The sequence below is a fragment of the Rhizobium sp. A22-96 genome, from assembly GCF_053521805.1.
The window spans coordinates 807,408-831,882 of the sequence record NZ_JBNWDQ010000002.1 but is presented as its reverse complement, the minus strand read 5'-3'; the positions used below and the strand labels follow the sequence as shown (position 1 = coordinate 831,882).

The following is a 24,475-nucleotide window of genomic DNA, read 5'->3' as shown; positions in this document are numbered from 1 at the left end:
ATTCGCGAAGGTGGAGTTTAGAGCTCAAATAATCCGGCTGCTTCCGGCTTAGCGCCAGAACAGAAATTTCGCAACCAGGCTCTGCATCCCTGCATTGTCTTGGGTGCCTTCTACGGGCATGGCGTGTCGTTTGAGAGACAATCTCAGGGCCTGTCACATCAGCGCATTCGGAAAAGAACATGTTCTGTTTGCGAAGCTTTTTCGTCCTTAAAGGGCTTGTCGTTTTTATTGCATATGCGAATGTGCGGCCGGGTAGTATCGGGATGAATGCATGCGATATTCGGCATATCAGCTTCTAAAACAGGCGTTTTCGGGCAACCGCAATTGGCAACCGGTATGGCGGACGCCAGAGCCGAAATCGCATTATGACGTAATCATCGTCGGCGCCGGCGGGCACGGGCTGGCGACAGCCTATTATCTCGCCAAGGAATTCGGCATCACCAATGTCGCGGTGCTGGAGAAGAACTATATCGGCTCAGGCAATGTCGGCCGCAACACGACCATCATCCGCTCCAACTATCTGCTGCCGGGCAACGAACCTTTCTACGAGTTCTCGATGAAGCTCTGGGAAGGGCTTGAGCAGGATTTCAACTATAATGCCATGGTTTCGCAGCGCGGTATCGTCAACCTGTTCCATTCCGATGGGCAGCGTGATGCCTATGCGCGGCGCGGCAATGCCATGCGCATGCACGGCGTCGATGCGGAATTGCTCAATCGCGAGCAGGTTCGCCGGATGATGCCCTATCTGAATTTCGACCACGCGCGCTTTCCGATCCTCGGCGGTCTCTTGCAGCGGCGCGGCGGCACGGCCCGCCATGATGCCGTCGCCTGGGGCTATGCGCGCGGCGCCGATAGTCGCGGCGTCGATCTCATCCAGCAATGCGAGGTAATCGGCATCCGCCGCGAAAACGGCGTCGTCACCGGCGTCGAGACTAATCGCGGTTTCATCGGCTGCAACAAGCTGGCGCTGGCGGCGGCCGGCCACACTTCGATCCTGGGCAGCATGGCCGATCTCGAACTACCGATCGAAACCCATGTGCTGCAGGCCTTCGTCTCCGAGGGGCTGAAGCCTATCATCGACAATGTGATTACCTACGGCGCGGGACACTTCTATATCTCGCAGTCGGACAAGGGCGGCTTGGTCTTCGGGGCCGATATCGACTACTACAGCTCCTATGCGCAACGCGGTAATCTCGCCACCGTCGAGCATACGATGGAGGAGGGCGTGTCGCTCATTCCCGGCCTGTCACGGACACGTGTGCTGCGCACCTGGGGCGGCGTCATGGATATGAGCATGGATGGCTCGCCGATCATCGACCGCACGCCGATCGAGAATCTCTATTTGAATTGCGGCTGGAACTACGGCGGCTTCAAAGCGACGCCGGCCTCCGGCTTCTGCTTCGCGCATCTGATCGCCAAGGGCGAAAGCCACGATGTCAGCCGTCTCCTGCGTCTTGACCGTTTCGAGCGCGGTTTCGCGATTGACGAAAGCGGCAAGGGTCCGCAGCCGAACCTGCATTGAGGGCACGATACCAATGGCAAGCTTGATCAACTGCCCGCATTGCGGCGTGCGACCGAAGGAAGAATTCTCCATTCGCGGCGCGTCGGTTACCCGCCCGGCTCCGTCGGCTCGGGATGAGGATTGGCATCGCTATGTCCATATCCGCGATAACGAGCGCGGTCGGATTCTGGAATATTGGCACCACGCGGCCGGCTGCCGCCGCTGGCTGGTGGTCGATCGCAGCAATGTCACCCACGAGGTCTTTTCCGTCACCGATGCCGAAGACAAGGCAAGGGAGGCTGCACAATGACGGCCTATCGTCTTTCGACCGGCGGCCTCGTCAATCGCAGCCGCCCGCTTTCCTTCAAGTTTGACGGCAAGGATATGAAGGGCCTGGAGGGCGATACGCTCGCCGCCGCTCTTCTTGCGAACGACCAGCTGCTCGTTGGTCGCAGCTTCAAATACCATCGTCCGCGCGGCATTCTGACAGCGGGTTCGGCCGAGCCCAACGCGCTTGTTACCATCGGCAAGGATGGCCGCACCGAGCCGAATACGCGCGCCACCGTCGCCGAGCTCTATCAGGGCCTGAGCGCCGTCAGCCAGAACCGCTGGCCATCGCTGAAATACGATCTCGGCTCCGTCAATGGTCTGTTGTCGCCGTTCCTTGGCGCCGGTTTCTACTACAAGACGTTCATGTGGCCTGCTGCCTTCTGGGAGAAGGTCTATGAGCCGGTAATCAGGCGTGCCGCCGGTCTCGGCAAGGCCGTCATGCAGGCTGATCCGGATCGCTATGAGAAGGCCTGGGCGCATTGCGATCTGCTTGTTGTCGGTTCCGGTCCGGCCGGATTGATGGCGGCGTTGACTGCGGCGCGTGCCGGTCTGCGCGTCGTCCTCGCCGATGAGGGCTTCCGTCTCGGCGGTTCGTTATTGTCGGAAAAGATCTCGATCGACGGCGTGTCAGCCGATATCTTCGTGCAGGCGACGCTGGAGGAATTGCAGAGCTTTGAAAACGTCACGGTGATGCCGCGTACGACCGTGTTCGGCTGGTATGACGGCAATGTCTTCGGCGCGGTCGAGAAGGTGCAGAAGCATGTGGCGATGCCGTCGCCAGACCTGCCGGTCGAGCGTCTGTGGCGTATCGCCGCCAAGGGCGCAATTCTTGCTTCCGGTGCAGAGGAACGTCCGCTCGTTTTTGGCGGCAACGATCTGCCGGGCGTGATGATAGCCGGCGCCATGCGCAGCTATCTCAATCGCTACGGCGTCGTCGCCGGTCAAAAGGTGGCCGTTTTCACCAATGGCGGCTCGGGCTATCGCACCGCTCTCGATCTTGCAGCTGCGGGCGTCGAGGTTTCGGCGATCCTGGACACGCGGCCTGCGTCTTCCGATGCCGCGCCGCAGGATGTCCGCGTTGTGCACGGCGCGAGCGTTCACGCGACCAAGGGCAAATACCGCATCAGCGGCGTCCTTGCCGATCGCGGTGGCCTCGATGAACTGATTGCCTGCGATGCGCTTGCCATGTCAGGCGGCTGGTCGCCGATCATCCATCTTGCCTGCCAACGTGGGGCAAAGCCGGTCTGGTCGGATGAAAGCCAGGCATTCATGGCACCGACCGTCGGCGGCGAGCTGGAGGTCGCCGGGTCGGCCGCGGGCATCGATAGCATCTCCGGCTGTCTCGCAGATGGGGCGGCAAAAGCAAAACGGGTCGTGGAAAGTCTCGGCAAAACCGTTCATGCCGCCGATGTGCCTGAGGTCGAAGGAGATTATGATCCGTCCTTCGCTGCGATCTGGCATGTGCCCGGCGCCAAGGACAAGGCGTTCGTGGACTACCAGAACGACGTCCACACCAAGGATCTCGGTCTTGCGCTGCGCGAAGGCTTCGGCCATGTCGAGCACGCCAAGCGCTATACGACCAGCGGCATGGCGACCGACCAGGGCAAGCTCGGCAATGTGAACGCCGCCGGCATCATCGCCGGCATGCGCGGCGTCAGCCCCGCAGCCGTCGGTACGACGACGTTCCGGCCGTTCTACACGCCCGTTTCGTTCGGGGCGCTGGCCGGCACGGCGCGCGACAAGCATGCGCAGCCGGTGCGGGAATCGCCGCTGCATGGCTGGGCGAAGAAGAATGGCGCGACCTTCGTCGAGGCCGGTCTCTGGTATCGCTCGTCCTGGTTCGCGCGGCCGGGCGAGAAGGGCTGGCGCGACAGCGTCGATCGCGAGGTTCTGAACGTCCGCAACAATGTCGGGCTTTGTGACGTGTCGACGCTCGGCAAGATCGAGGTTTTCGGCAAGGACGCTGCCGAATTTCTCAATCGCCTCTATTCCAATGCCTTCCTGAAACTGCCGATCGGCAAGGCGCGCTACGGGCTGATGCTGCGCGAGGATGGCATCGTTTTTGATGACGGCACTACCAGCAAGCTGACGCCCGATCATTTCTTCCTCACCACCACGACGGCAATGGCCGGCGAGGTGATGACGCATATGGAATTCTGCGCTCAGACCCTTTGGCCGCAGCTCGACGTTCGCTTCGTCTCCTCCTCGGATCAATGGGCACAGATGGCGATTGCCGGGCCGAAGGCGCGGCTGGTGCTGGAACAGCTTATCGAGGACGATATTTCCGATGCGTTCTTCCCGTTCCTCGCCGCCGCCGAAGTCATGTTGAAGGGCGGCCTCAAGGCGCGCCTGTTCCGCATATCCTTCTCCGGCGAGCTTGCCTATGAGCTTGCGGTTCCCGCCGGCTACGGCGAGGCCGTGGCGGATGCGATCATGGAAGCGGGCAAGGCTCATGGCATATGCGCCTATGGCGTCGAAGCCCTCAATGTGTTGCGCATCGAGAAGGGCCATGTCACCCATAACGAGCTGGATGGCCGCACGACGCCCGACGATGTCGGCCTTGGAAAAATGATGTCGGCTCAGAAGCCTGACTTTATCGGCAAACGGCTGTCCACACGTTTCGGCCTCACGGCCGCCGATCGTGGGCAGCTCGTCGGACTGAAGCCGCTGGATACGACGAAGGAAATCCATGCCGGTGCGCATCTGCTGAAGGAGGGCGCAAGGCCGTCGACGGTGAATGACCAAGGCCATGTCTCTTCGGCCTGCTTCTCGCCCACCCTCGGCCATTCCATCGCGCTGGCTTTCCTGAAGTCGGGCCGGGAGCGGATCGGCGAACATGTGGTCGTGTGGGACGGATTGCGCGGCGAGGAAGTCGCGGCGGAGGTCTGCAGCCCCGTTTTCGTCGATCCGGACAACAAGAAGCTTCTCGGGTGAGGGATTGATGAGCGTGGCATATCAAAACAGGCATGTGCTGGAAGATCACATTTCCGGCTTCGAGGCTGCCGCCAATCCGAATCATCTCGCTGTCGTGCGCAAGCCGGCCATCTTTTCCGTGCTTGGGAAGGCCGGCGAGGAGGGGTGGGTTCTGGCTGGCCTGAAGGCGATCGACGATGTTTCGGTTCGCAGCGTCGGGCCGCGGGAATGGCTTGTCGTGTCCGAGACGCTCGGTGCCGACAGCGTGGCGCGCGATCTCTTTCTGCTCGACGCTGCCCGTGTTTCCTTTTTCGAGCAGAGCGATGGTCGCGTGCTGCTTCGTATTTCCGGCCCCAGCGTTCGTCGTATTCTGGCGAAATGCGTGGCCGTCGACCTGCATCCTCAGGTCTTCGCCGAAGGGCAATCGGCAAGCATGTTGTGCTGCCATGTCAGCGCCAATGTCACCCGCACCGGTTCTGACAGCTTCGAAATCATAGTGCCGCGCTCCTATGCCGGCAGCGTGTTCGAGGAGATCATGGAGATGGGGCGCGAGTTTGCCCTGACCGCCGGTTTCGCCGACTGAAAGCCTTACGCTGCCGTACCTCCAATGATTGGCCGACCGGCTTGCGCCGCCAATAGGCGATGGCGCGATCCGAACAATTGCGATGGCGCAAACAGACATATCGGTTTCGCAGTTCGGGCTATTTGGTCACCCGGATAGTCTCTAGGTTCGGTCTCAAATGCGGTCGGTCGCGCGGGAAGACACTCGGCGGCTTCGTACCGAAAACAGGGGATTCCTAGATGAAAAGCCATGCCAAGGTCGTCGTCATCGGTGGCGGTGTCGTCGGATGTTCGGTGCTCTATCACCTGACGAAATTCGGCTGGAAAGATGTGGTGCTGCTGGAGCGCTCCGAACTGACATCCGGATCGACCTGGCACGCCGCCGGTGGCATGCATACGATCAACGGCGATCCGAACGTTGCCAAGCTGCAAAAATACACGGTCGAGCTCTATAAGGAGATCGAGGAGTATTCCGGCCAGGACATCGGCTTGCATCTGACCTCCGGCCTGATGCTGGCGGCAACGCCGCAGCGCTTCGACTGGCTGAAGTCGATCCTCGCCAAGGGCCGCTACAATGGTCTTGAAGCGACGCTGCTGACGCCGAAGGAAGCGCATGAGATGATGCCGCTTCTCGACCCCGATCAGTTCGTAGGCGCTCTCTACGACCCCGTCGAAGGCCATCTCGATCCCTACGGCACCACGCATGCCTATGCCCGCTCGGCGAAGAAGAACGGCGCCGATATCTATCTGCATACAAAGGTAGAGGAACTGGTGCAGCGCGAGGACGGTTCCTGGCGCGTCATCACCAATCAGGGCGAGATCATTGCCGAGCATGTTGTCAACGCCGCCGGCCTCTGGGCGCGTGAAGTCGGCCGCATGGTGGGGCTCGAGCTGCCTGTGCTTGCCATGGAGCACATGTATCTGATCACCGAGGACATGCCCGAGGTCATCGACTTCAACAAGACGACGGGCAAGGAGCTGATGCACTGCGTCGACTTCGATGGCGAGATCTACCTGCGCCAGGAGCGGCAGGGCATGCTGATGGGCACCTATGAAAAGGCATGTCGCCCCTGGTCGCCGGTGACGACGCCGTGGGATTTCGGCCATGAGCTGCTGGCCGAGGATATCGAGCGCATCACGCCTGAGCTGGAAGTCGGCTTCCGCCATTTCCCGGCCTTCAACAATGCCGGCATCAAGAAGATCATCAACGGCCCCTTCACCTTCTCGCCGGATGGTAATCCGCTTGTCGGCCCGGTGCGCGGGCTGCGCAATTACTGGTCGGCCTGCGCCGTCATGGCCGGGTTCAGCCAGGGTGGCGGCGTCGGATTGGCGCTTGCCAACTGGATGATCTACGGCGATCCGGGCTTCGACGTCTTCGCCATGGACGTCTCGCGCTATGGCGACTATGCGACCCTTGCCTATACCAATGCCAAGGTGCGCGAAAACTATGCGCGGCGCTTCTCGATCCGCTATCCGAACGAGGAATTGCCGGCCGCCCGTCCGCTGCTGACGACGCCGATCTACGACAAGCTCAAGGAGGCCGGCGGCGTTTTCGGCGCCTACTACGGTCTTGAGCAGGCCTTGTGGTTCGCTCCGAAAGGCGAAGAGGATCAATTCTCCTGGCGCCGCTCCAATGACTTCGATGTCGTCGGTGCCGAGGCGAAGGCTGTGCGCGAAAGCGTCGGCCTGATGGAGACCTCGGGCTTTGCCAAATACTCGGTCAAGGGACCGGGTGCGGAAGCTTTCCTCGACAATCTGCTGACCTGCCGCATTCCCGCCATCGGCCGCATGACGTTGGCGCCGATGTTGAAGCATGATGGCAAGCTCATTGGCGATTTCACGCTCGCGAAGCTCGGCGAGGGTGATTTCCTGCTCATCGGCTCCGGCATCGCGGAAGCCTATCACATGCGCTGGTTCGAAAGCCTGCTGCCCAAGGATGGCTCGGTCGAGCTTCAGGCGCTGGGCCTTTCGCTTCTCGGCCTGTCGATCGCCGGTCCCAATGCCCGCAAGTTGATGCAGAAGCTGACGCATCAGGATCTTTCGACCGAGGCTTTCCCCTTCATGTCCATCCGGCGCATGGATCTCGGCATGGCGTCGGCGATCGTCGGACGCGTTTCCTATACCGGCGACCTGGGATATGAGATCTGGATGAAGCCCGAACATCAGCGCTACATCTTCGACCTGCTGATGGAAGAGGGCGCCGAATTTGGCATAAGGCTCTTCGGCCTCCGGGCGCTGAATGCGCTGCGGCTCGATAAATCTTATGGCAGCTGGTCTCGTGAGTACCGGCCGCTCTACGGGCCGCTGGAGGCCGGGCTTGGCCGATTCGTGGCGTTGTCCAAGCCTGCCGATTTCATCGGCAAGGCAGCGGCGGCCAAGGAGAAGGCGGAAGGCGGCGCGCTGCGGCTGCGCACCTTCATCCTGGCGGCGAAGGATGCCGATGTCATCGGCGATGAGCCGATCTATCACAACGGCGCGGTCTGCGGCTGGGTGACGTCGGGCGGTTATGCCCATGCCTCCGGGCTTTCGGTTGCCGTCGGCTACGTGCCGAAGGAAATCGCCGATGAGGCACAGGGCTGGTCGATAGAACTGCTCGGTGAGATCCTGCCGGCAAGGCCGCAGGTCGACCCGCTGTTCGACGCGGATGGCGCGCGCATGCGCGCCTGAGTGCCGTTCGAGAGGAGCTGGCAGGCCCCGGAGAGGGCCTGCCACTGAGAAAAACTCTTCAGTGCAAAATCCTGCTCAATTATTTTGGCTATTTTTGAGCCAGTGGATGCCGTTTTTCTGTCATTTTTGGCCGGATTTAGGTCAGCGCACGGCGATTTGAAAAGAATTTGTCAATTTCTTGCCTTTTTGGCTTCACATTTCTTTCGAAAGCGGTATGGAATCTCGCCCACGGGCCCTCTTGAAGGAGACCCTAAAGTAATAAGAGATGTGGTCGATTGACGCCACATCCAGGGGAAATGACATATGGATTATTTTATCCAGCAGCTCCTAAACGGGCTGACTCTCGGGTCTATCTATGGCCTGATCGCCATTGGTTACACCATGGTTTACGGCATCGTCGGCATGATCAATTTTGCCCATGGTGATGTCTTCATGCTCGGCGGCTTCGCCGCTCTCATCACCTATCTGGTTCTCGTATCGCTCTTCGCCGGCTTGCCGGTGGCGGTATTGCTTCTGGTGATGCTCATCGTCGCGATGCTGATGACGAGCCTCTGGAACTGGGTGATCGAACGCATTGCCTATCGGCCGCTGCGCGGATCATTCCGGCTGGCGCCGCTGATCACGGCAATCGGCATGTCGATCGTGCTGTCGAACTTCATTCAGGTCGCTCAGGGTCCGCGCAACAAGCCGATCCCGACGCTCGTGGGTGATGTCTACAACTTCGGCGCCGTCTCGCTGTCGCTGAAGCAGATCATCATCTTCATCATCACCGTCGTTCTGCTGGCCGCCTTCTGGTATCTGGTCAACAAGACGGCGCTTGGCCGCGCCCAGCGCGCGACAGAGCAGGATCGCAAGATGGCGGCGCTCCTCGGCATCAATGTCGACCGCACCATTTCCGTCACTTTCATCATGGGCGCCGCACTCGCTGCCGTCGCCGGCACGATGTATCTGATGTATTATGGCGTCGCCAACTTCACGGATGGCTTCACGCCGGGCGTGAAGGCGTTCACCGCAGCCGTTCTCGGCGGCATCGGTTCGCTGCCGGGCGCGGTCCTTGGCGGCTTGATGATCGGCTTCATCGAGTCGTTCTGGTCAGGCAATTTCCCCATCGCGTATAAGGACGTCGCGACTTTCGGCATCCTTGCTTTCGTTCTGATCTTCAAGCCAACCGGCATTCTCGGGCGGCCGGAAGTCGAAAAGGTATAACGCCATGGCAGATTCAAACGTCGTTGCAGGCAAGACCGCTCCCGGTCTTGTCCAGAAGGGGATTAAGGACGCCTTCTGGACCGCGCTTATCGCCTTTGGCATGTTCGTTCTCTATATCGGCTTGAAGACCGATCAGAACATCGACAACAAGCTGATCATCGTTCAACGCTGGGGTCTTCTGGCCTCCATCGTCGCCATCGCAGCGGTCGGACGCTTCGCGATGACGGTCTTCCTCCAGCCCATTCTGGACGCGAGAAAGGCCGAGAAGGCGAAATCCGCGCCGGTTGTGGCCGAACGGGGCTTTGTCGGCAAGAATTTCAACGTGATGGCACTGGTTTTCCTGCTCATCTATCCGATGCTGGCGCTGGCGCTCTTCGGCCCGCAGGGATCGCTGACATACGTTGACAACTTCGGTATCCAGATTCTCATCTATGTGATGCTTGCCTGGGGACTGAATATCGTCGTCGGCCTGGCGGGGTTGCTCGACCTCGGCTATGTCGCCTTCTATGCCGTCGGCGCCTATTCTTATGCGCTGCTGTCGTCGCATTTTGGTCTGTCGTTCTGGATCCTGCTGCCGCTGTCGGGTATTTTTGCCGGTGTTTGGGGCATGGTCCTCGGCTTCCCGGTGCTGCGTCTGCGCGGAGACTATCTGGCGATCGTGACGTTGGCCTTCGGTGAAATCATCCGTATCGTCCTGACAAACTGGACTGACGTGACGAAGGGCAGCTTCGGGATTTCCAACATCACCAAGGCATCGCTGTTCGGCATCTATACGTTCGATATGAAGGATCCGCACAATTTCGTCCGGAGCTTCGGCCTGCCGATCTCGTCGGCCTGGTACAAGATCTTCCTTTTCTACGTCATCCTGGCGCTCTGCATGCTGACGGCCTATGTGACGATCCGGCTGCGCCGCATGCCGATCGGACGTGCCTGGGAAGCATTGCGTGAAGACGAGATCGCCTGCCGCTCGCTCGGCATCAATACGGTGACGACGAAGTTGACGGCTTTCGCCACTGGCGCGATGTTCGGCGGCTTTGCCGGCTCCTTCTTCGCAGCCCGTCAGGGCTTCGTATCACCGGAATCCTTCGTCTTCCTGGAATCGGCGGTCATTCTTGCCATCGTCGTTCTCGGCGGCATGGGATCGCTGAAGGGCATCGCCATTGCCGCGATCGCCATGGTCGGCGGCACCGAATTGCTGCGCGACATGGATTTCCTGAAAACCGGTCTGGTCTTCGGCAATACGACGATCATCCCCGGCTTCGGGCCGGATTTCACGCCGGAACTCTATCGCATGCTGATCTTCGGGCTCGCCATGGTGGTCGTGATGATCATCAAGCCGCGCGGTTTCGTTGGCACGCGTGAGCCGACCGCCTTCCTCAAGGAGCGAAAAACCGTCTCCGGCAGCTTTACCAAGGAGGGCCACGGCTGATGAACGCTGTGACCACACCCCCCAGCGACACCTTGCTGAAGGTCGATCACCTGTCGATGCGGTTCGGCGGCCTGATGGCGATCAACGATCTCTCCTTTTCGGCGAAGCGTGGCGATATCACCGCGTTGATCGGACCGAATGGCGCAGGCAAGACGACTGTGTTCAACTGCATCACCGGCTTCTACAAGCCGACGATGGGCATGATCACGCTCAACCAGAACAGCGGCAAGGATTATCTCCTGGAGCGCCTTCCCGACTTCCGGATCACCCGCGAAGCCAAGGTTGCGCGTACCTTCCAGAACATCCGCCTGTTTTCGGGCCTCACCGTGCTCGAGAACCTGCTGGTCGCGCAGCACAACAAGCTGATGCGCGCGTCCGGCTATACGATCCTCGGGCTGCTCGGCATTGGTCGTTATCGCTCTGAGGCCAAGAATGCCATCGAACTGGCGCGCTTCTGGCTCGAAAAGGCCGACCTTATCGACCGGGCCGACGATCCGGCCGGCGATCTTTCCTATGGTGCCCAGCGCCGTCTGGAAATTGCCCGCGCCATGTGCACAGGCCCGGAGCTGCTCTGCCTGGACGAGCCGGCTGCCGGTCTCAACCCGCGCGAATCCTTGGTTCTCAACGAGTTTCTGCGCAGCATCCGCAAGGATACCGGTACGTCGATCCTGCTGATCGAGCATGACATGTCGGTGGTCATGGAAATCTCCGACCATGTCATCGTGCTCGAATATGGGCAGAAGATCTCCGATGGTACGCCCGATGAGGTGAAGAACGATCCGAAGGTGATCGCTGCCTATCTGGGTGTCGAGGATGAAGAAGTGGAAGAGGTGATTGCCGAAGTCGAACACCTCCAAGAGGGTGAACATTGATGGCGGGCGAACCACTTCTGAAAGTCGCGGGTGTTGAGACCTATTACGGCAATATCCGCGCGCTTGCCGGTGTCGATATCGAAGTCAACAGCGGCGAGATCGTCAGCCTGATCGGTGCGAACGGTGCCGGCAAGTCGACGCTGATGATGACGATTTGCGGCACGCCGCAGGCGCGCAGCGGCACCGTCACATTCGACGGACGCGATATTACGCGCATGCCGACGCACGAGATTGCCCGGCTTCGCATCGCCCAGTCACCCGAAGGCCGTCGCATCTTTCCGCGCATGACCGTCTATGAAAACCTGCAGATGGGCGCGAGCCTCGACAAGCTCAAATATTTCAACGAGGACGTCGAGAAGATCTTCACGCTGTTCCCGCGCCTCAAGGAGCGCCAGTCGCAGCGCGGCGGCACGCTTTCGGGCGGCGAGCAACAGATGCTGTCGATCGGCCGTGCGCTGATGGCGCGTCCGAAGCTGCTGTTGCTGGATGAGCCGTCACTTGGTCTTGCGCCGCTGATCATCAAGGGCATCTTCGAGGCGATCAAGGTCTTGAACAAGACCCAGGGACTGACCGTGTTCCTGGTCGAGCAGAATGCCTTTGCGGCGCTGAAGCTTTCCGACCGCGCCTATGTGATGGTCAACGGCCGGGTGACGATGAGCGGCTCGGGCAGGGAACTGCTTGCCAATCCGGAAGTGCGCGCCGCCTATCTTGAAGGCGGGCATCATTGAGCCCCGTTCCGCGGAGAATTTGACATGCAGGGACTTCTCTTCGACAGCGATACCGGCGGCCGTCTGGTCATCCGCGCGATCATCGTCATCCTCGGATTCTGGACCGCGTGGCGAGCAGGGCGCGCGGTGGCGTCCAATTGGGACTCCTATCCGCTGGTTGTCATCTATAGCTTCCTGATCGGCCTTGGTCTGCAATTCCTGCACCATGCGCTGTTCAACGGGCCGGTGTTCGACTTGACGATCTACATTATCGACGTCGTTCTTCTGCTCGTTTTCGCGACGGCGGCATATCGGTATCGACGTACCGATCAGATGGTGAATAATTATTACTGGCTCTATGAAAAGACCTCGGCCTTTTCGTGGAAGAAGAAGAATTGACAGTCTGCTTAAACTAGGCACAGTCTGCATTCAGAAGTGGCATCATCCTGTCTCATAAAAACAAAAAGCCTATGACATGATCATGCCTCCAAGCTTCGGAATACAAGCGTTACCGGCGTGATGATTGGTGGGTATCGCGCAGGGTAAATCAAAAGGAACCCGCTTAAAAATTGGGAGTAACAATATGAAGAAGTATCTTCTGTCGGCAGTGGCTTTGTCGGCGATGATCGCATTCGCTGGCGTTGCGAAGGCCGACATCATTATCGGCGTTGGTGGTCCCTTGACGGGCGCGAATGCTACATTTGGTGCCCAGCTTCAGAAGGGTGCCGAACAGGCTGCCGCCGATATCAACGCAGCCGGCGGCATCAACGGGGAAAAGATCAAGATCGAACTCGGCGACGACGTCTCTGACGCCAAGCAGGGCGTTTCCGTCGCCAACAAATTCGTCGCCGACGGCGTCAAGTTTGTTGTCGGTCACTTCAACTCGGGCGTTTCCATCCCGGCTTCGGAAGTCTACGCCGAAAACGGCATCCTGCAGGTTACCCCGGCTTCCACCAATCCGCAGTTTACCGAGCGCGGCCTCTGGAACACCTTCCGTACCTGCGGTCGTGACGACCAGCAGGGTGCAGTTGCCGGCAAGTACATCGCCGACAACTTCAAGGGCGCCAAGGTTGCCGTCGTTCACGACAAGACTCCTTATGGCCAGGGCCTTGCCGACGAAACCAAGAAGAACCTCAACGCCGCTGGCGTGACGGAAGTTCTCTATGAAGGCATCACCCCCGGCGACAAGGACTACTCGGCCCTCATCGCGAAGATGAAGCAGGCTGGCGTCGACTTCGTCTATTACGGCGGTCTGCATACCGAAGCCGGCCTGATCATGCGTCAGATGGCCGACCAGGGCGTCAAGGCACACTTCATGTCTGGCGACGGTATCGTCTCGAACGAACTTGCTTCGATCGCTGGCGACGCAGTCGACGGCACGCTGATGACCTTCTCTCCGGATCCGCGCAAGAACCCGGCTTCTGCCGATCTGGTCGCCAAGTTCCGTGCAGCCGGTTATGAGCCGGAAGGCTACACGCTGTATTCGTACTCTGCTCTGCAGGTCATTGCCGCTGCTGCCAAGGCCGCCGGTTCCAATGATCCGATGGCAGTTGCCGATGCGCTGAAGGCAAAGGGCCCGTTCAAGACCGCCATTGGCGATCTCGGCTTCGATGCAAAGGGCGACATCACCCGTCCGGACTATGTCATGTACAAGTGGTCCAAGGGTTCCGACGGCAAGTACAACTACGCCGAAATCAGCAAGTAATCGTCGCGTTGCCGATTTGTCGGCGACCATGTGATACAGGAAGCCCGGCCATTGGCCGGGCTTTTTCATATGTGCTGGCCGCGGATCGCCATTTCCTTCGCGGCAGACCTGCTTTAAATCTGCCTAGTATTCGGCAGGAGGATGAGCAGCATGAGCAGACCCCGTATTCTCGTAACCCGTCGCTGGCCCGATGCTGTCGAGGCGGCGCTTTCCGAGCGTTTCGATGTCACGCTGAACCAGGACGATGCCGCGCTTGATTTGGCAAAGCTACGCGAAGCGCTGCTGACCTACGATGCGGTCCTGCCGACTGTCTCCGACAAGCTTCCGGCATCGCTTTTCGATGGCGATACGATCAGGACGAAGATCCTCGGCAATTTCGGTGTCGGCTTCAATCACATCGACGTCGCCTCGGCCAAGGCGAAAGGCATCGTCGTCACCAACACGCCGGGCGTACTCACCGATTGCACCGCCGATATCGCCATGCTGCTCTTGCTGTCCGTCGCTCGGCGTGGCGGAGAAGGCGAGCGGGAAGTGCGTGCCGGGGCCTGGAGCGGATGGCGGCCGACGCATCTGGTCGGCACCAAGGTCACCGGCAAGACTGTCGGCATCATCGGCTTTGGCCGTATCGGCAGGGCATTCGCCCAGCGCTGCCACTTCGGCTTCGGCATGGATGTCGTCTTCTACAATCGCTCCGCCATTGATCCGATGGAAGCCGCGCGCTATGGCGCCATGCAGCTGCAGACCGTGGAAGAGGTGCTTGAGGTTTCCGATTTCGTCTCCCTGCATTGCCCCGGCGGCGCGGAAAACCGGCATCTAATGAATGCCGCCCGTCTTTCCAAAATGAAGCAGGGCGCCTTCCTGATCAACACGGCGCGCGGCGATGTCGTGGATGAGACGGCGCTGATATCGGCGCTGGAGCAGGGTACGATCCGCGGCGCCGGCCTTGACGTCTACGAGGCGGAGCCGCATGTGCCGGAGCGGCTGCGGGCGCTTGATAATGTCGTGCTTCTGCCGCATCTCGGCAGCGCGACGGAAGAGACGCGTACGGCCATGGGTATGAAGGTGGTGGACAATATTACCGCCTTCTTCGCGGGACGCGAGCCGCCGGACCGCGTGGTCTGAATTCGGTCGTCCTTCAGCGGCTTAGACTTCATGCAGCGCATGGGCCGCTTTGACTGCGGCGGATGCGCGGTTTTCGACGCCGAGCTTCACGTAGATCTGCTCGAGATGCTTGTTCACCGTGCGGGCGGACAGGCCGAGGATTTCGCCGATATCCCGGTTGGACTTGCCCTTGGCGATCCATAGCAGCACCTCGGATTCGCGCTGCGTCAGCGAGAAATGCTGACGCAAGATTTCGTCGTCGGCACGTTGATTGGTGGCCGTCAGGCGAAACAGATATTCGTCAGCGCCGATGGCACCGAGGAAGGTGAATTGCAGGGCCGCCTGGCTGCCATTGCTGATGGAGACGATGTTGTCGCGCGCCGGGCCCAGCCGCTCGCGCTCGAGCATGAAGGCCGCAATGTGCTTCGAGGCAAGATCGAGGCCATCGTCGCTGCCGGTAGCTGCGTTGATGAGGCGCGTTGCCTGCGGCGTCGACCAGTGGATCGCGCCATTGCCCTTGACCGCGAGAAGATGGCGGCCGGCGGCATCGAGCGCCACGCGTGCGCTCTGGGCTGAGCGGGCATTGCGGAGGTGAACGCGGATACGGGCGCGCAGCTCGTCGATGTTGATCGGTTTGGTGAGGTAATCGACGCCGCCCGATTCCAGCGCATGCACGACATGCTCGGTCTCGGTCAGGCCCGTCATGAAGACGACGGGAATCTGGGCGATGCCCGCATTGGCTTTCAGGCGACGGCAGGTCTCGAAACCATCCATCGACGGCATGACAGCATCGAGCAGGATGAGGTCCGGCGTGATGCGTTCAACAATATTCAGCGCCGCCGATCCCGAGGTGGCGATCAGTACTGAGAAGCCGGATTGTTCGAGCGCATCAGTCAGGAAGCCGAGCGCTTCCGGCGAATCGTCCACCAACAAGACTATATCGCGGGGCAGGGTGGTCTCAGCCAATCTGGTCTACCTTTTCAGTGTCGAAGGCGTGCAGTGCATTCAGGAAGCCGCCGAGATCGAAGGCCTGGACATGAGCGCGCATAGCGTCGGTGAAGGGCTGATTTTCATCCAGCTTGGCGAGATCGGCAAGCTTGGCCTCTATGCCCCTGATATAGCCGATCTCTCCGAGCCGCATCAATTCGCGTACATGCTCTATCCCCGGGCTCTTCAGCGGTGGCGGCGGTTTCGGTGCTGCCGGTGCGGAAGCGTCGGCATAGGTCCATTTCAGGCCGAGATGGAGTGCAAGCTTGTCGCGAAGCTGGCGGATGTCGATCGGCTTGGAGATGGCGTCGTTGTGGCTGTCGTCGCTGTCGGTCGCCGCGGCGGCATCGCCGATATTGGCCGACAGCATCAGGATCGGCGCCTTCTGGCCGCTTTCTCGTAGCCGCGACACCAGTTGCCAGCCGTTCATGCCGGGCATGGAGATGTCGACCAGAAAGAGATCCGGCTTGATGCCCTCGATCAAGGTCAGGCAATCGGGGCCGCCGGCAGCCGTCAGCACGATGAAATCGAGTGGCGACAGCACTTCGCGCATCAACTCGCGATGATCCTCATTGTCGTCGACGACGACGACGGTGCGGCGCGGCCCTTCGTAGCCGACGACGCGCTGCTCCTGCGGCGGCGGCTTCATCGGGCGAAGCACGGCCGACAGCATCAGGCGCACCTTGAAGGTCGAGCCCTTGTCCTTTTCGCTCGCGACGGAGATTTCGCCGCCGAGCGTGTTGGTGAGCAGTCGCGTGATGGTCAGGCCGAGGCCGAGGCCGGGCATGGGTCTGATGCTATCGGCCTCGCCGCGCTGGAAGGGCTCGTAGATGCGGGTGAGATCCTTTTCGGCAATGCCGCGGCCGGTGTCCGAAACGGTGAAGGTCGCCACCTGATTGCGATAGCCGATCTCGAAGCGGACGCTGCCGGCATCGGTGAACTTGATGGCGTTGGACAGCAGGTTGACGAGGATCTGCCGCAGCCGTTTCTCGTCGGTGCGGACATAGTCTGGCAGGGCGGCGGCGCGTTCGTGGATGAAGGCCAGTCCCTTCGCCTGCGCCTGCGGATTGAACATGTCGACGATCTGGTCGAGGAAGTCGTGGATGTTGATTTCGTTGGAATAGACCTGCAGGCGGCCGGCCTCGATCTTCGATATATCCAGCAGCCCGTCGATCAGGCCGGACAGATGTTCGGCGCTGCGGCGAATGACCTTCAAAGAGGATTGGCGTGGCGCAGGAATGGTCTCGTCGCGCTCTAGGATCTGCGCGTAGCCGAGCACAGCATTGAGCGGCGTGCGCAATTCATGGCTGAGGCCGACGACATAGCGGCTCTTGGCGCGGTTTGCCGCTTCGGCCACTTCTTTGGCACTCTGCAAGGCGGCGTCCGTCTTCTTGTGCGCGGAGATTTCCTTCAAGAGAAGCGTGTTCTGGCGCGAGGATTCCTCCTCGGCGACGACGCGGCTGTCATGGGCTAGCACATAGAACCAGCAGACGACGCCGGCGATGACGGCAAAGACGGCAAAGACGATGAAGATGGTGCGGTTGACCACGGCTGCCGTTTCAGGCGACGCGGCACCGACCTGATGCGCGATCATTGCGAGGATGGCGCCGACGGCCGTCAACGAGATGGCGACGGCGATGCCATACCGACCGAGCCGCGTGGCGAGCTTTGCGACGATGGTCTCGGGCAGCAAGGCCTTGGCGACCGTGCCGACCTGCGTATTGAGCCGGGCCTTCGGCTTGCACATGTCGTGGCAGCGGCTGTCGAGCGAGCAACAGAGCGAGCAGATCGGCGCGGCATAGGCCGGGCACCAGGCCATGTCCTCAGGCTCGAAGGGGTGTTCGCAGATCGAGCAGGTGATGGTGGTGAGGTTCTTCCAGCTCTGGCGCGGCTTGCGGGCAAGGTAATATTTGCCCTTGGTTGCCCAGGCGAGAGCAGGCGAAGCGATCAGCGCGACGATCAGGGTGATGTAGGGCGCAAGCGAGGCGGCAACCGCACCGAAGGCGCCGAAATGGGCGATCAGCGAGATCGTCGCCGATAGCGCCATGGCGCCGAGGCCGACAGGATTGATGTCGTAAAGATGGGCGCGTTTGAATTCGATGCCGGGAGGTGCGAGCCCCAGCGGCTTGTTGATGAAAAGATCGGCCGAGATTGTGCAGAGCCAGGCCATGGCGATGATCGAGAAGATGCCGAGCGTCTCTTCCAGCAGCCGGTAGATGCCAAGCTCCATCAGCAGCAGAGCGATGGCGACGTTGAAGACGAGCCAGATGACGCGGCCGGGATGGCTGTGCGTCAGCCGCGAAAAGAAGTTCGACCAGGCAAGCGATCCGGCATAGGCATTCATGACGTTGATCTTCAGCTGCGAGATCATCACGAAGGCGGCCATCAGGAGCAGCGCTGCATTGTGCCAGGGGATCATGTAGCCGAAGGCGGTCAGATACATCTGGGCGGGATCGGCGGCGTGACCAGCCGGCACGCCGGAGGTCAGCGTCAGGACGACGAGGAAGGAGCCTGCGAGCAGCTTCGGCGCGCCGATGATCACCCAGCCGGGCCCCGCAAGAAAGATCGCCAGGCGATGGCGCCATTTGCGATGCCCATCCGGCGGCAGGAAGCGGAGGAAATCCGCCTGTTCGCCGATCTGCGACATCAGCGCCAGGATGACGGCGGAAGCGGCACCGAATTCCACCAGATTGAACGGTGCGGCGCTGCCCGGCGCGCTGGATGCATGATGGAGGCCGGCGAAGGCCCGCCAGAGATCGAATTTACCCCAGTCGGAAAAGGCGATGAAGACGAAGGGCAGGATGTTGAGAACAATCCAGAAGGGTTGTGTCAGCAGCTGAAATCGGCTGATGAGACGCACGCCGTGGGTGACCAGCGGAATGACCATGACGGCGCTGATGATGTAGCCGATCCACACCGGTATGCCGAGCGTCAGCTCCAGCGCGCCGGACATGATCGACGCCTCGATCGCGAACAGCATGAAGGTGAAGCTGGCATAGATCAGCGAGGTGATCGTCGAGCCGATATAGCCGAAGCTCGCGCCGCGCGTCAGCAGGTCGATGTCGACGCCGTGGCGGATGGCATAACGGCTGATCGGCAGGCCGATCGCCAGCATGACGAGGCTGGCGACGATGATGGCGTAGAAGGCATTGGTCGTGCCGTAGGAAAGCGTGATCGTACCGCCGATCGCCTCCAGCGCCAGGAAGGAAATGGCGCCGATCGCCGTCTGCGAGATGCGCTGCGAGGAGAATTGCCGGGCGCTCTTGGCGGTGAAACGCAGGGCATAGTCTTCCAGCGTCTGGTTCGCGACCCAGCGATTATACTCGCGTCTCACAGGAATGATGCGTTGCCGCGCGGCCATGCTTACCCTTCAACCGTCCTGCCATAGTAATTCCGGCAGTCCGGGAATGTCGTAACATGGATCGATACGGTGCTTAAGGGCATGAGGGTGCCCAAAGCTGCACATTTCGCCCCGGCGTCTACGTCATATTACGTATGTGGTTTCCCCAGTGGCTGCCGGATAGTCGCTGCAGACAACGGTTAATCTTCGTTTACCGGCCGTTGCAGCAGATAAAAAGAGGGGAACTACGGATGAAATTCAAGACTCTCGTCTCCAGCGCGCTGCTTGGCGCCATCATGTCCACGACCGCATTCCACGGCGCTTTCGCTGCCGACGACACTATCAAGGTCGGCGTGCTTCATTCGCTTTCCGGCACCATGGCGATTTCGGAAACGACGCTCAAGGATGCCATGCTGATGCTCATCGACGAGCAGAACAAGAAGGGCGGCGTTCTCGGCAAGAAGCTCGAGCCCGTCGTCGTCGACCCCGCGTCCGACTGGCCGCTCTTTGCCGAAAAGGCCCGCGAGCTGATCCAGAAGGACAAGGTTTCGGCCGTATTCGGCTGCTGGACCTCGGTGTCGCGCAAGTCGGTTCTGCCTGTCTTCAAGGAACTCAACTCTATCCTGTTCTATCCGGTGCAGTTCGAAGGTGAAGAGTCCGAGCGCAACGTCTTCTATACGGGTGCTGCTCCGAACCAGCAGGCGATCCCGGCTGTCGACTATCTGATGAAGAACGAAGGCGTGCAGCGCTGGGTGCTCGAAGGCACCGACTATGTCTATCCGCGCACGACCAACAAGATCCTCGAAGCCTACCTGAAGTCGAAGGGCGTCAAGGACGAAGACATCATCATCAACTACACGCCGTTCGGTTTCTCCGACTGGCAGACGGAAGTCTCGAAGATCAAGGCCTTCGGTGCAGCCGGCAAGAAGACTGCCGTCGTCTCCACCATCAACGGCGACGCCAACGTTCCCTTCTACAAGGAACTCGGTAACCAGGGCGTCAAGGCGGAAGACATTCCGGTCGTCGCCTTCTCGGTCGGCGAAGAGGAACTGGCTGGCGTCGACACCAAGCCGCTTGTCGGCCATCTGGCCGCCTGGAACTACTTCCAGTCCGTCGACACACCCGCCAATGCCGCCTTCATCAAGGAATGGCACGCCTACACCAAGAACGACAAGCGTGTGACCAACGATCCGATGGAGGCCGCCTATATCGGCTTCAACATGTGGGTGAAGGCTGTCGAAAAAGCCGGCACCACCGATCCGGACAAGGTCATCGACGCACTCGTCGGCGTCTCTGTTCCAAACCTCACCGGCGGCACCGCTACCATGATGCCGAACCACTACATCACCAAGCCGGTTCTGATCGGCGAAGTGCAGGAAAACGGCCAGTTCGACGTTGTCTCGCAGACCCCTGCCGTGGTCGGTAAGGAATGGTCCGAATACTTGCCCGACAGCAAGGATCTGATCTCGGATTGGCGCATGCCGATGAACTGCGGCAACTTCAACGTTACCACCGGCAAGTGCGGCGGCAAGGGTTCCTGATATCAGCTGACTTAATGCAAGACCGCCGCGGGCAGGCTTTTCTGCCCGCGGCAGCTTGAGGGGACAAGCCCAATGTTCGACAAATTCACTTACCGCATAACCATGGCGCTCGTCGCCGGCTTCTGTCTCATGTTAGCGCTGACGGCCACGGGCCTGCGCGCTCAGGAAGATGCCCATGGCCTCGTCAATTCGCTCGGTCAGGCCAATTTCCAGCAGGCCGCTGCGATCGTCCAGAGCCTTGCCAAGACCGGCGACCCCAAGGTTGTGCCGGCACTGCAGGCCTTCTCCGATGGCGATCTTTATGTCCGCAAATCCGACAACCAGGTCTTCATCGCCAAGTCCTCGGGCGATGCGATGGCCCTGGTTGACCCACTCACGGGACAGGCGGCCGGGCAGGAAGCCCAGGACAATCTCGGCAAGATCAAGATCAACAACAGTCTCCGCCGCGCCGTCCGTGCGGCTCTCGGCAGTTTGACGCTGATGAGCCCGGATCGCGGTGTCCGGCTCGAGGCAGCGCAATCAGTGCTGAAATCGCCGAGCGCGGATTCGCTGGAGACCGTCGAGACGGCGCTGCAGAACGAGAAAGACGGAGAAATTCGCACTGTCCTCGAACGGGCTCGAGCTGTTGCCGTGCTCGGCTCCGACCGCCCCTTGGAAGACAAGAAGGCGGCGATCGAGACGATCAAGGTCGAGGGCGGTCGCGATGCGATCGGTATTCTCTCTTCTGTCTCCGTTGACGATAGTCTCAAGCCGGATGTCGCCGCCGCCATTGCCGGCATTCAGGACCAGTTGAAGTTCTGGGATGCGGTGCAGAATGTCTGGTACGGCCTGTCGCTTGGCTCAGTGCTGCTGTTGGCCGCCATCGGCCTTGCCATTACCTTCGGGGTCATGGGCATCATCAACATGGCGCATGGCGAGATGGTAATGCTCGGCGCCTATTCCACCTTCATGGTGCAGAGCGTCATCCGCAATTCGTACCCGGAACTGTTCGACTGGTCGCTCGCGATCGCTCTGCCGGTTGCCTTCATCGTCACCGGTGCGGTCGGTCTCGTCATCGAGCGCGGCGTCATTCGCTTTCTCTACGGTAGGCCGCTGGAGACGTTGCTTGCGACCTGGGGTATCTCGCTGATCCTGCAGCAGGCGGTGCGCTCGATCTTCGGACCGACGAACCAGGAAGTCGGCAATCCCTCGTGGATGTCCGGCTCCTTCGATCTCGGCTACCTCTCCATCACCTGGAACCGCCTCTGGATCATCGTCTTCGCACTCGGCGTGTTCGTTACGCTGTTGTTGCTGCTGAAGCGCTCCGCCTTCGGCCTGCAGATGCGAGCGGTGACGCAGAACCGGCGCATGGCTTCCTCGATGGGCATCCGCACGCCCTGGGTCGATGCCTTCACCTTTGCGCTCGGATCGGGCATCGCCGGCATGGCTGGTGTCGCGCTCTCGCAGATCGACAACGTCTCGCCGAACCTCGGCCAGAGCTACATCATCGACAGCTTCATGGTCGTGGTGTTCGGTGGCGTCGGCAATCTCTGGGGGACGCTGGTCGGCGCCTTCTCTCTCGGCATTCTCAACAAGTTCCTTGAGCCCTATGCGGGAGCGGTGCTCGGCAAGATCCTCGTGCTCGTTCTCATCATCCTCTTCATCCAGAAACGTCCGCGCGGGCTCTTCGCGCTCAAGGGAAGGGCGGTGGAAGCATGATCACCGCCTTCATCCTGCGCTCGCTTGACCGCCGTATCAGCATCGCCATCGCGATATTGCTCGCCGCCGCCTTTCTCGTGCCACTGTCGAACCTGGCTCTGCCGGAAACCAGCGCTCTGCATGTGCCGACCTATCTGATGTCGCTGTTCGGCAAGTACCTGACCTATGCGCTGCTCGCCTTGGCGCTTGATATGGTCTGGGGCTATTGCGGCATTCTCTCGCTCGGCCACGGCGCCTTTTTTGCGCTCGGCGGCTATGCGATGGGTATGTATCTGATGCGGCAGATCGGTTCGCGCGGCACTTACGGCAATCCGATATTGCCCGATTTCATGGTCTTCCTGAACTGGAAGGATTTGCCGTGGTTCTGGTATGGCTTCGATAACTTCTGGTTCGCGATGCTGATGGTGCTCGTCGCACCCGGCCTGCTTGCCTTTATCTTCGGCTGGTTCGCCTTCCGCTCACGCGTCAACGGCGTCTACCTGTCGATCATCACGCAGGCGATGACCTATGCGCTGCTGCTTGCCTTCTTCCGCAACGATATGGGCTTTGGCGGCAATAACGGCCTGACAGACTTCAAGGATATTCTCGGCTTCAACATCCAGGCCGATGGTACGCGCGCCGTGCTCTTTGCCATCACTGCGCTGATCCTGGCGCTGGCGCTGATGCTGTCCTCAGCCATCGTGCGGTCGAAATTCGGCAAGGTGCTTGTGGGAGTGCGCGACGCGGAAAGCCGCACGCGCTTTCTCGGGTATCGCGTCGAGCATGTGAAGCTGTTCGTCTTCGTCGTGTCGGCGATGATGGCGGGTATTGCCGGGGCCCTCTATGTGCCACAGATCGGCATCATCAACCCCGGCGAATTCGCGCCCGCCAACTCGATCGAGGTGGTGATCTGGACGGCGGTTGGCGGCCGGGCAACGCTGATCGGCCCGATCATCGGCGCCATCCTCGTCAATGGCGGCAAGACTGTTTTCACCGGACTGTTTCCCAGCTTCTGGCTGTTTGCGCTTGGCGGCTTGTTCGTCGCGGTGACGCTGTTCCTGCCCAAGGGCATCGTCGGAACGATCGGTCCTTATATAGCCAGGAAACCCAAGCCGGTCAGTCCGCAGCCCAAGGCCGCGGAGGACGAAGCCAGCAAGCCCGTACAGGCGGCGGAGTAAGACCATGATCCCGGATATCAAGCCCAACAGCATGCTCTATCTCAACAATGTCTCGGTCTCCTTCGACGGTTTCAAGGCCTTGAATTCACTGTCCATGGTGATCGAGCCGGGAGAGCTTCGCGCCATCATCGGCCCGAACGGCGCCGGCAAGACGACGATGATGGATATCATCACCGGCAAGACGCGGCCCGACGAGGGTGAGGTGTTCTTCAATGGCCAGATTGACCTCACCAAGAGGGACGAAGCGGATATCGCCCAGCTGGGCATCGGCCGGAAATTCCAGAAGCCGACCGTCTTCGAGAGCCATACCGTCTGGGATAATCTCGAACTGGCGCTCAACCGCAATCGCGGCGTCTTTGCAACGCTGTTCTATCGGCTGACATCGGCCGATCGCGCCCGCATCGACGAAATCCTCGAAACGGTGCGTCTGTCGCATCGTCGCGACGAGCTGGCGGCCAATCTTTCCCACGGCCAGAAGCAGTGGCTGGAGATCGGCATGCTGCTCGCGCAGGAGCCGAAATTGCTGCTGGTGGACGAACCCGTTGCCGGCATGACGGATGCGGAGACGGCGGAGACGGCTCTGTTGCTGAAGGAGATCGCCAAGACGCGTTCCGTTGTCGTGGTGGAACACGATATGGGCTTCATTCGCGATCTCGGCGTCAAGGTGACATGCCTGGCCGAAGGCTCGGTGCTGGCGGAGGGCTCGATCGATTTCGTCAGCAGCGATCCGAAGGTGATCGAGAATTATCTGGGGCGATGA

At 60.4% G+C, this 24,475-nt stretch carries 18 protein-coding genes; 16 read left to right on the top strand and 2 right to left on the bottom strand.

Going from position 1 to position 24,475, the window contains the following annotated elements:
* Positions 1-271: 271 nt before the first annotated feature.
* The 12 genes from ACQZ6F_RS10500 to ACQZ6F_RS10445 all read left to right on the top strand — a co-directional run bounded on the left by ACQZ6F_RS10500 (position 272) and on the right by ACQZ6F_RS10445 (position 15,013).
* Positions 272-1,522 (top strand): sarcosine oxidase subunit beta family protein, encoded by a 1,251-nt coding sequence (locus ACQZ6F_RS10500; RefSeq protein ID WP_449091868.1) that lies wholly within the window; start codon positions 272-274, stop codon positions 1,520-1,522.
* 13 nt (positions 1,523-1,535) lie between these two features.
* Positions 1,536-1,811 carry a sarcosine oxidase subunit delta gene (locus tag ACQZ6F_RS10495; protein WP_449091869.1) on the top strand — a complete coding sequence of 92 codons (276 nt, stop codon included), beginning with the start codon at positions 1,536-1,538 and terminating at the stop codon, positions 1,809-1,811.
* Positions 1,808-4,765 carry a sarcosine oxidase subunit alpha family protein gene (locus tag ACQZ6F_RS10490; RefSeq protein WP_449091870.1) on the top strand — a complete coding sequence of 986 codons (2,958 nt, stop codon included), beginning with the start codon at positions 1,808-1,810 and terminating at the stop codon, positions 4,763-4,765. The genes ACQZ6F_RS10495 and ACQZ6F_RS10490 overlap by 4 nt, the downstream gene beginning before the upstream one ends.
* Before the next feature lie 7 nt (positions 4,766-4,772).
* On the top strand, positions 4,773-5,327 hold the full coding sequence (locus tag ACQZ6F_RS10485; RefSeq protein ID WP_449091871.1) for a sarcosine oxidase subunit gamma: 555 nt from the start codon (positions 4,773-4,775) through the stop codon (positions 5,325-5,327).
* A gap of 218 nt (positions 5,328-5,545) precedes the next feature.
* Positions 5,546-7,972 (top strand): GcvT family protein, encoded by a 2,427-nt coding sequence (locus tag ACQZ6F_RS10480; RefSeq protein ID WP_449091872.1) that lies wholly within the window; start codon positions 5,546-5,548, stop codon positions 7,970-7,972.
* A gap of 303 nt (positions 7,973-8,275) precedes the next feature.
* Positions 8,276-9,178 (top strand): branched-chain amino acid ABC transporter permease, encoded by a 903-nt coding sequence (locus ACQZ6F_RS10475; protein WP_068401518.1) that lies wholly within the window; start codon positions 8,276-8,278, stop codon positions 9,176-9,178.
* A gap of 4 nt (positions 9,179-9,182) precedes the next feature.
* Entirely contained in the window at positions 9,183-10,607 is a 1,425-nt protein-coding gene (gene livM, locus ACQZ6F_RS10470; protein ID WP_449091873.1) for a high-affinity branched-chain amino acid ABC transporter permease LivM, read from the top strand.
* Complete coding sequence (locus ACQZ6F_RS10465; RefSeq protein ID WP_068401515.1) at positions 10,607-11,479, top strand: ABC transporter ATP-binding protein; 873 nt, start codon at positions 10,607-10,609, stop codon at positions 11,477-11,479. Before livM ends, ACQZ6F_RS10465 begins: the two co-directional genes overlap by 1 nt.
* A complete protein-coding gene (locus ACQZ6F_RS10460; RefSeq protein ID WP_068401508.1) occupies positions 11,479-12,207 on the top strand; it encodes an ABC transporter ATP-binding protein in 729 nt (242 codons plus the stop codon). The genes ACQZ6F_RS10465 and ACQZ6F_RS10460 overlap by 1 nt, the downstream gene beginning before the upstream one ends.
* A 24-nt stretch (positions 12,208-12,231) precedes the next feature.
* Positions 12,232-12,585, top strand: a complete 354-nt coding sequence (locus ACQZ6F_RS10455; RefSeq protein WP_068401507.1) for a DUF6867 family protein — start codon at positions 12,232-12,234, stop codon at positions 12,583-12,585.
* A gap of 184 nt (positions 12,586-12,769) precedes the next feature.
* A complete protein-coding gene (locus ACQZ6F_RS10450) occupies positions 12,770-13,891 on the top strand; it encodes a branched-chain amino acid ABC transporter substrate-binding protein (protein ID WP_077469627.1) in 1,122 nt (373 codons plus the stop codon).
* Between the two features lie 150 nt (positions 13,892-14,041).
* Complete coding sequence (locus tag ACQZ6F_RS10445) at positions 14,042-15,013, top strand: 2-hydroxyacid dehydrogenase (protein WP_449091874.1); 972 nt, start codon at positions 14,042-14,044, stop codon at positions 15,011-15,013.
* Between the two features lie 21 nt (positions 15,014-15,034).
* Here ACQZ6F_RS10445 and ACQZ6F_RS10440 read toward each other — a convergent pair whose 3' ends face one another.
* Both ACQZ6F_RS10440 and ACQZ6F_RS10435 read right to left on the bottom strand, forming a co-directional pair.
* Positions 15,035-15,958, bottom strand: a complete 924-nt coding sequence (locus ACQZ6F_RS10440) for a response regulator (protein WP_077469629.1) — start codon at positions 15,956-15,958, stop codon at positions 15,035-15,037.
* Entirely contained in the window at positions 15,951-19,340 is a 3,390-nt protein-coding gene (locus ACQZ6F_RS10435) for a hybrid sensor histidine kinase/response regulator (protein WP_449091875.1), read from the bottom strand. Before ACQZ6F_RS10435 ends, ACQZ6F_RS10440 begins: the two co-directional genes overlap by 8 nt.
* 230 nt (positions 19,341-19,570) lie before the next feature.
* Here ACQZ6F_RS10435 and urtA point away from each other — a divergent pair, with 230 nt between their 5' ends.
* From urtA to urtD, 4 genes are all read left to right on the top strand, one after another.
* Positions 19,571-20,860, top strand: a complete 1,290-nt coding sequence (gene urtA / locus ACQZ6F_RS10430) for an urea ABC transporter substrate-binding protein (RefSeq protein ID WP_068401494.1) — start codon at positions 19,571-19,573, stop codon at positions 20,858-20,860.
* A gap of 72 nt (positions 20,861-20,932) precedes the next feature.
* Complete coding sequence (urtB, locus tag ACQZ6F_RS10425; protein WP_449091876.1) at positions 20,933-22,558, top strand: urea ABC transporter permease subunit UrtB; 1,626 nt, start codon at positions 20,933-20,935, stop codon at positions 22,556-22,558.
* Positions 22,555-23,715 (top strand): urea ABC transporter permease subunit UrtC, encoded by a 1,161-nt coding sequence (gene urtC / locus ACQZ6F_RS10420; RefSeq protein WP_449091877.1) that lies wholly within the window; start codon positions 22,555-22,557, stop codon positions 23,713-23,715. Before urtB ends, urtC begins: the two co-directional genes overlap by 4 nt.
* 4 nt (positions 23,716-23,719) lie before the next feature.
* Positions 23,720-24,475, top strand: a complete 756-nt coding sequence (gene urtD / locus ACQZ6F_RS10415; RefSeq protein ID WP_449091878.1) for an urea ABC transporter ATP-binding protein UrtD — start codon at positions 23,720-23,722, stop codon at positions 24,473-24,475.

Excerpts from the sequence above, each read along its gene's own strand:
- ACQZ6F_RS10500 (WP_449091868.1), top strand. The coding sequence starts at position 272 with ATGCGATATTCGGCATATCAGCTTCTAAAACAGGCGTTTTCGGGCAAC.
- ACQZ6F_RS10495 (WP_449091869.1), top strand. The coding sequence starts at position 1,536 with ATGGCAAGCTTGATCAACTGCCCGCATTGCGGCGTGCGACCGAAGGAA.
- ACQZ6F_RS10490 (WP_449091870.1), top strand. The coding sequence starts at position 1,808 with ATGACGGCCTATCGTCTTTCGACCGGCGGCCTCGTCAATCGCAGCCGC.
- ACQZ6F_RS10485 (WP_449091871.1), top strand. The coding sequence starts at position 4,773 with ATGAGCGTGGCATATCAAAACAGGCATGTGCTGGAAGATCACATTTCC.
- ACQZ6F_RS10480 (WP_449091872.1), top strand. The coding sequence starts at position 5,546 with ATGAAAAGCCATGCCAAGGTCGTCGTCATCGGTGGCGGTGTCGTCGGA.
- ACQZ6F_RS10475 (WP_068401518.1), top strand. The coding sequence starts at position 8,276 with ATGGATTATTTTATCCAGCAGCTCCTAAACGGGCTGACTCTCGGGTCT.
- livM (WP_449091873.1), top strand. The coding sequence starts at position 9,183 with ATGGCAGATTCAAACGTCGTTGCAGGCAAGACCGCTCCCGGTCTTGTC.
- ACQZ6F_RS10465 (WP_068401515.1), top strand. The coding sequence starts at position 10,607 with ATGAACGCTGTGACCACACCCCCCAGCGACACCTTGCTGAAGGTCGAT.
- ACQZ6F_RS10460 (WP_068401508.1), top strand. The coding sequence starts at position 11,479 with ATGGCGGGCGAACCACTTCTGAAAGTCGCGGGTGTTGAGACCTATTAC.
- ACQZ6F_RS10455 (WP_068401507.1), top strand. The coding sequence starts at position 12,232 with ATGCAGGGACTTCTCTTCGACAGCGATACCGGCGGCCGTCTGGTCATC.
- ACQZ6F_RS10450 (WP_077469627.1), top strand. The coding sequence starts at position 12,770 with ATGAAGAAGTATCTTCTGTCGGCAGTGGCTTTGTCGGCGATGATCGCA.
- ACQZ6F_RS10445 (WP_449091874.1), top strand. The coding sequence starts at position 14,042 with ATGAGCAGACCCCGTATTCTCGTAACCCGTCGCTGGCCCGATGCTGTC.
- ACQZ6F_RS10435 (WP_449091875.1), bottom strand. The coding sequence starts at position 19,340 with ATGGCCGCGCGGCAACGCATCATTCCTGTGAGACGCGAGTATAATCGC.
- urtA (WP_068401494.1), top strand. The coding sequence starts at position 19,571 with ATGAAATTCAAGACTCTCGTCTCCAGCGCGCTGCTTGGCGCCATCATG.
- urtB (WP_449091876.1), top strand. The coding sequence starts at position 20,933 with ATGTTCGACAAATTCACTTACCGCATAACCATGGCGCTCGTCGCCGGC.
- urtC (WP_449091877.1), top strand. The coding sequence starts at position 22,555 with ATGATCACCGCCTTCATCCTGCGCTCGCTTGACCGCCGTATCAGCATC.
- urtD (WP_449091878.1), top strand. The coding sequence starts at position 23,720 with ATGATCCCGGATATCAAGCCCAACAGCATGCTCTATCTCAACAATGTC.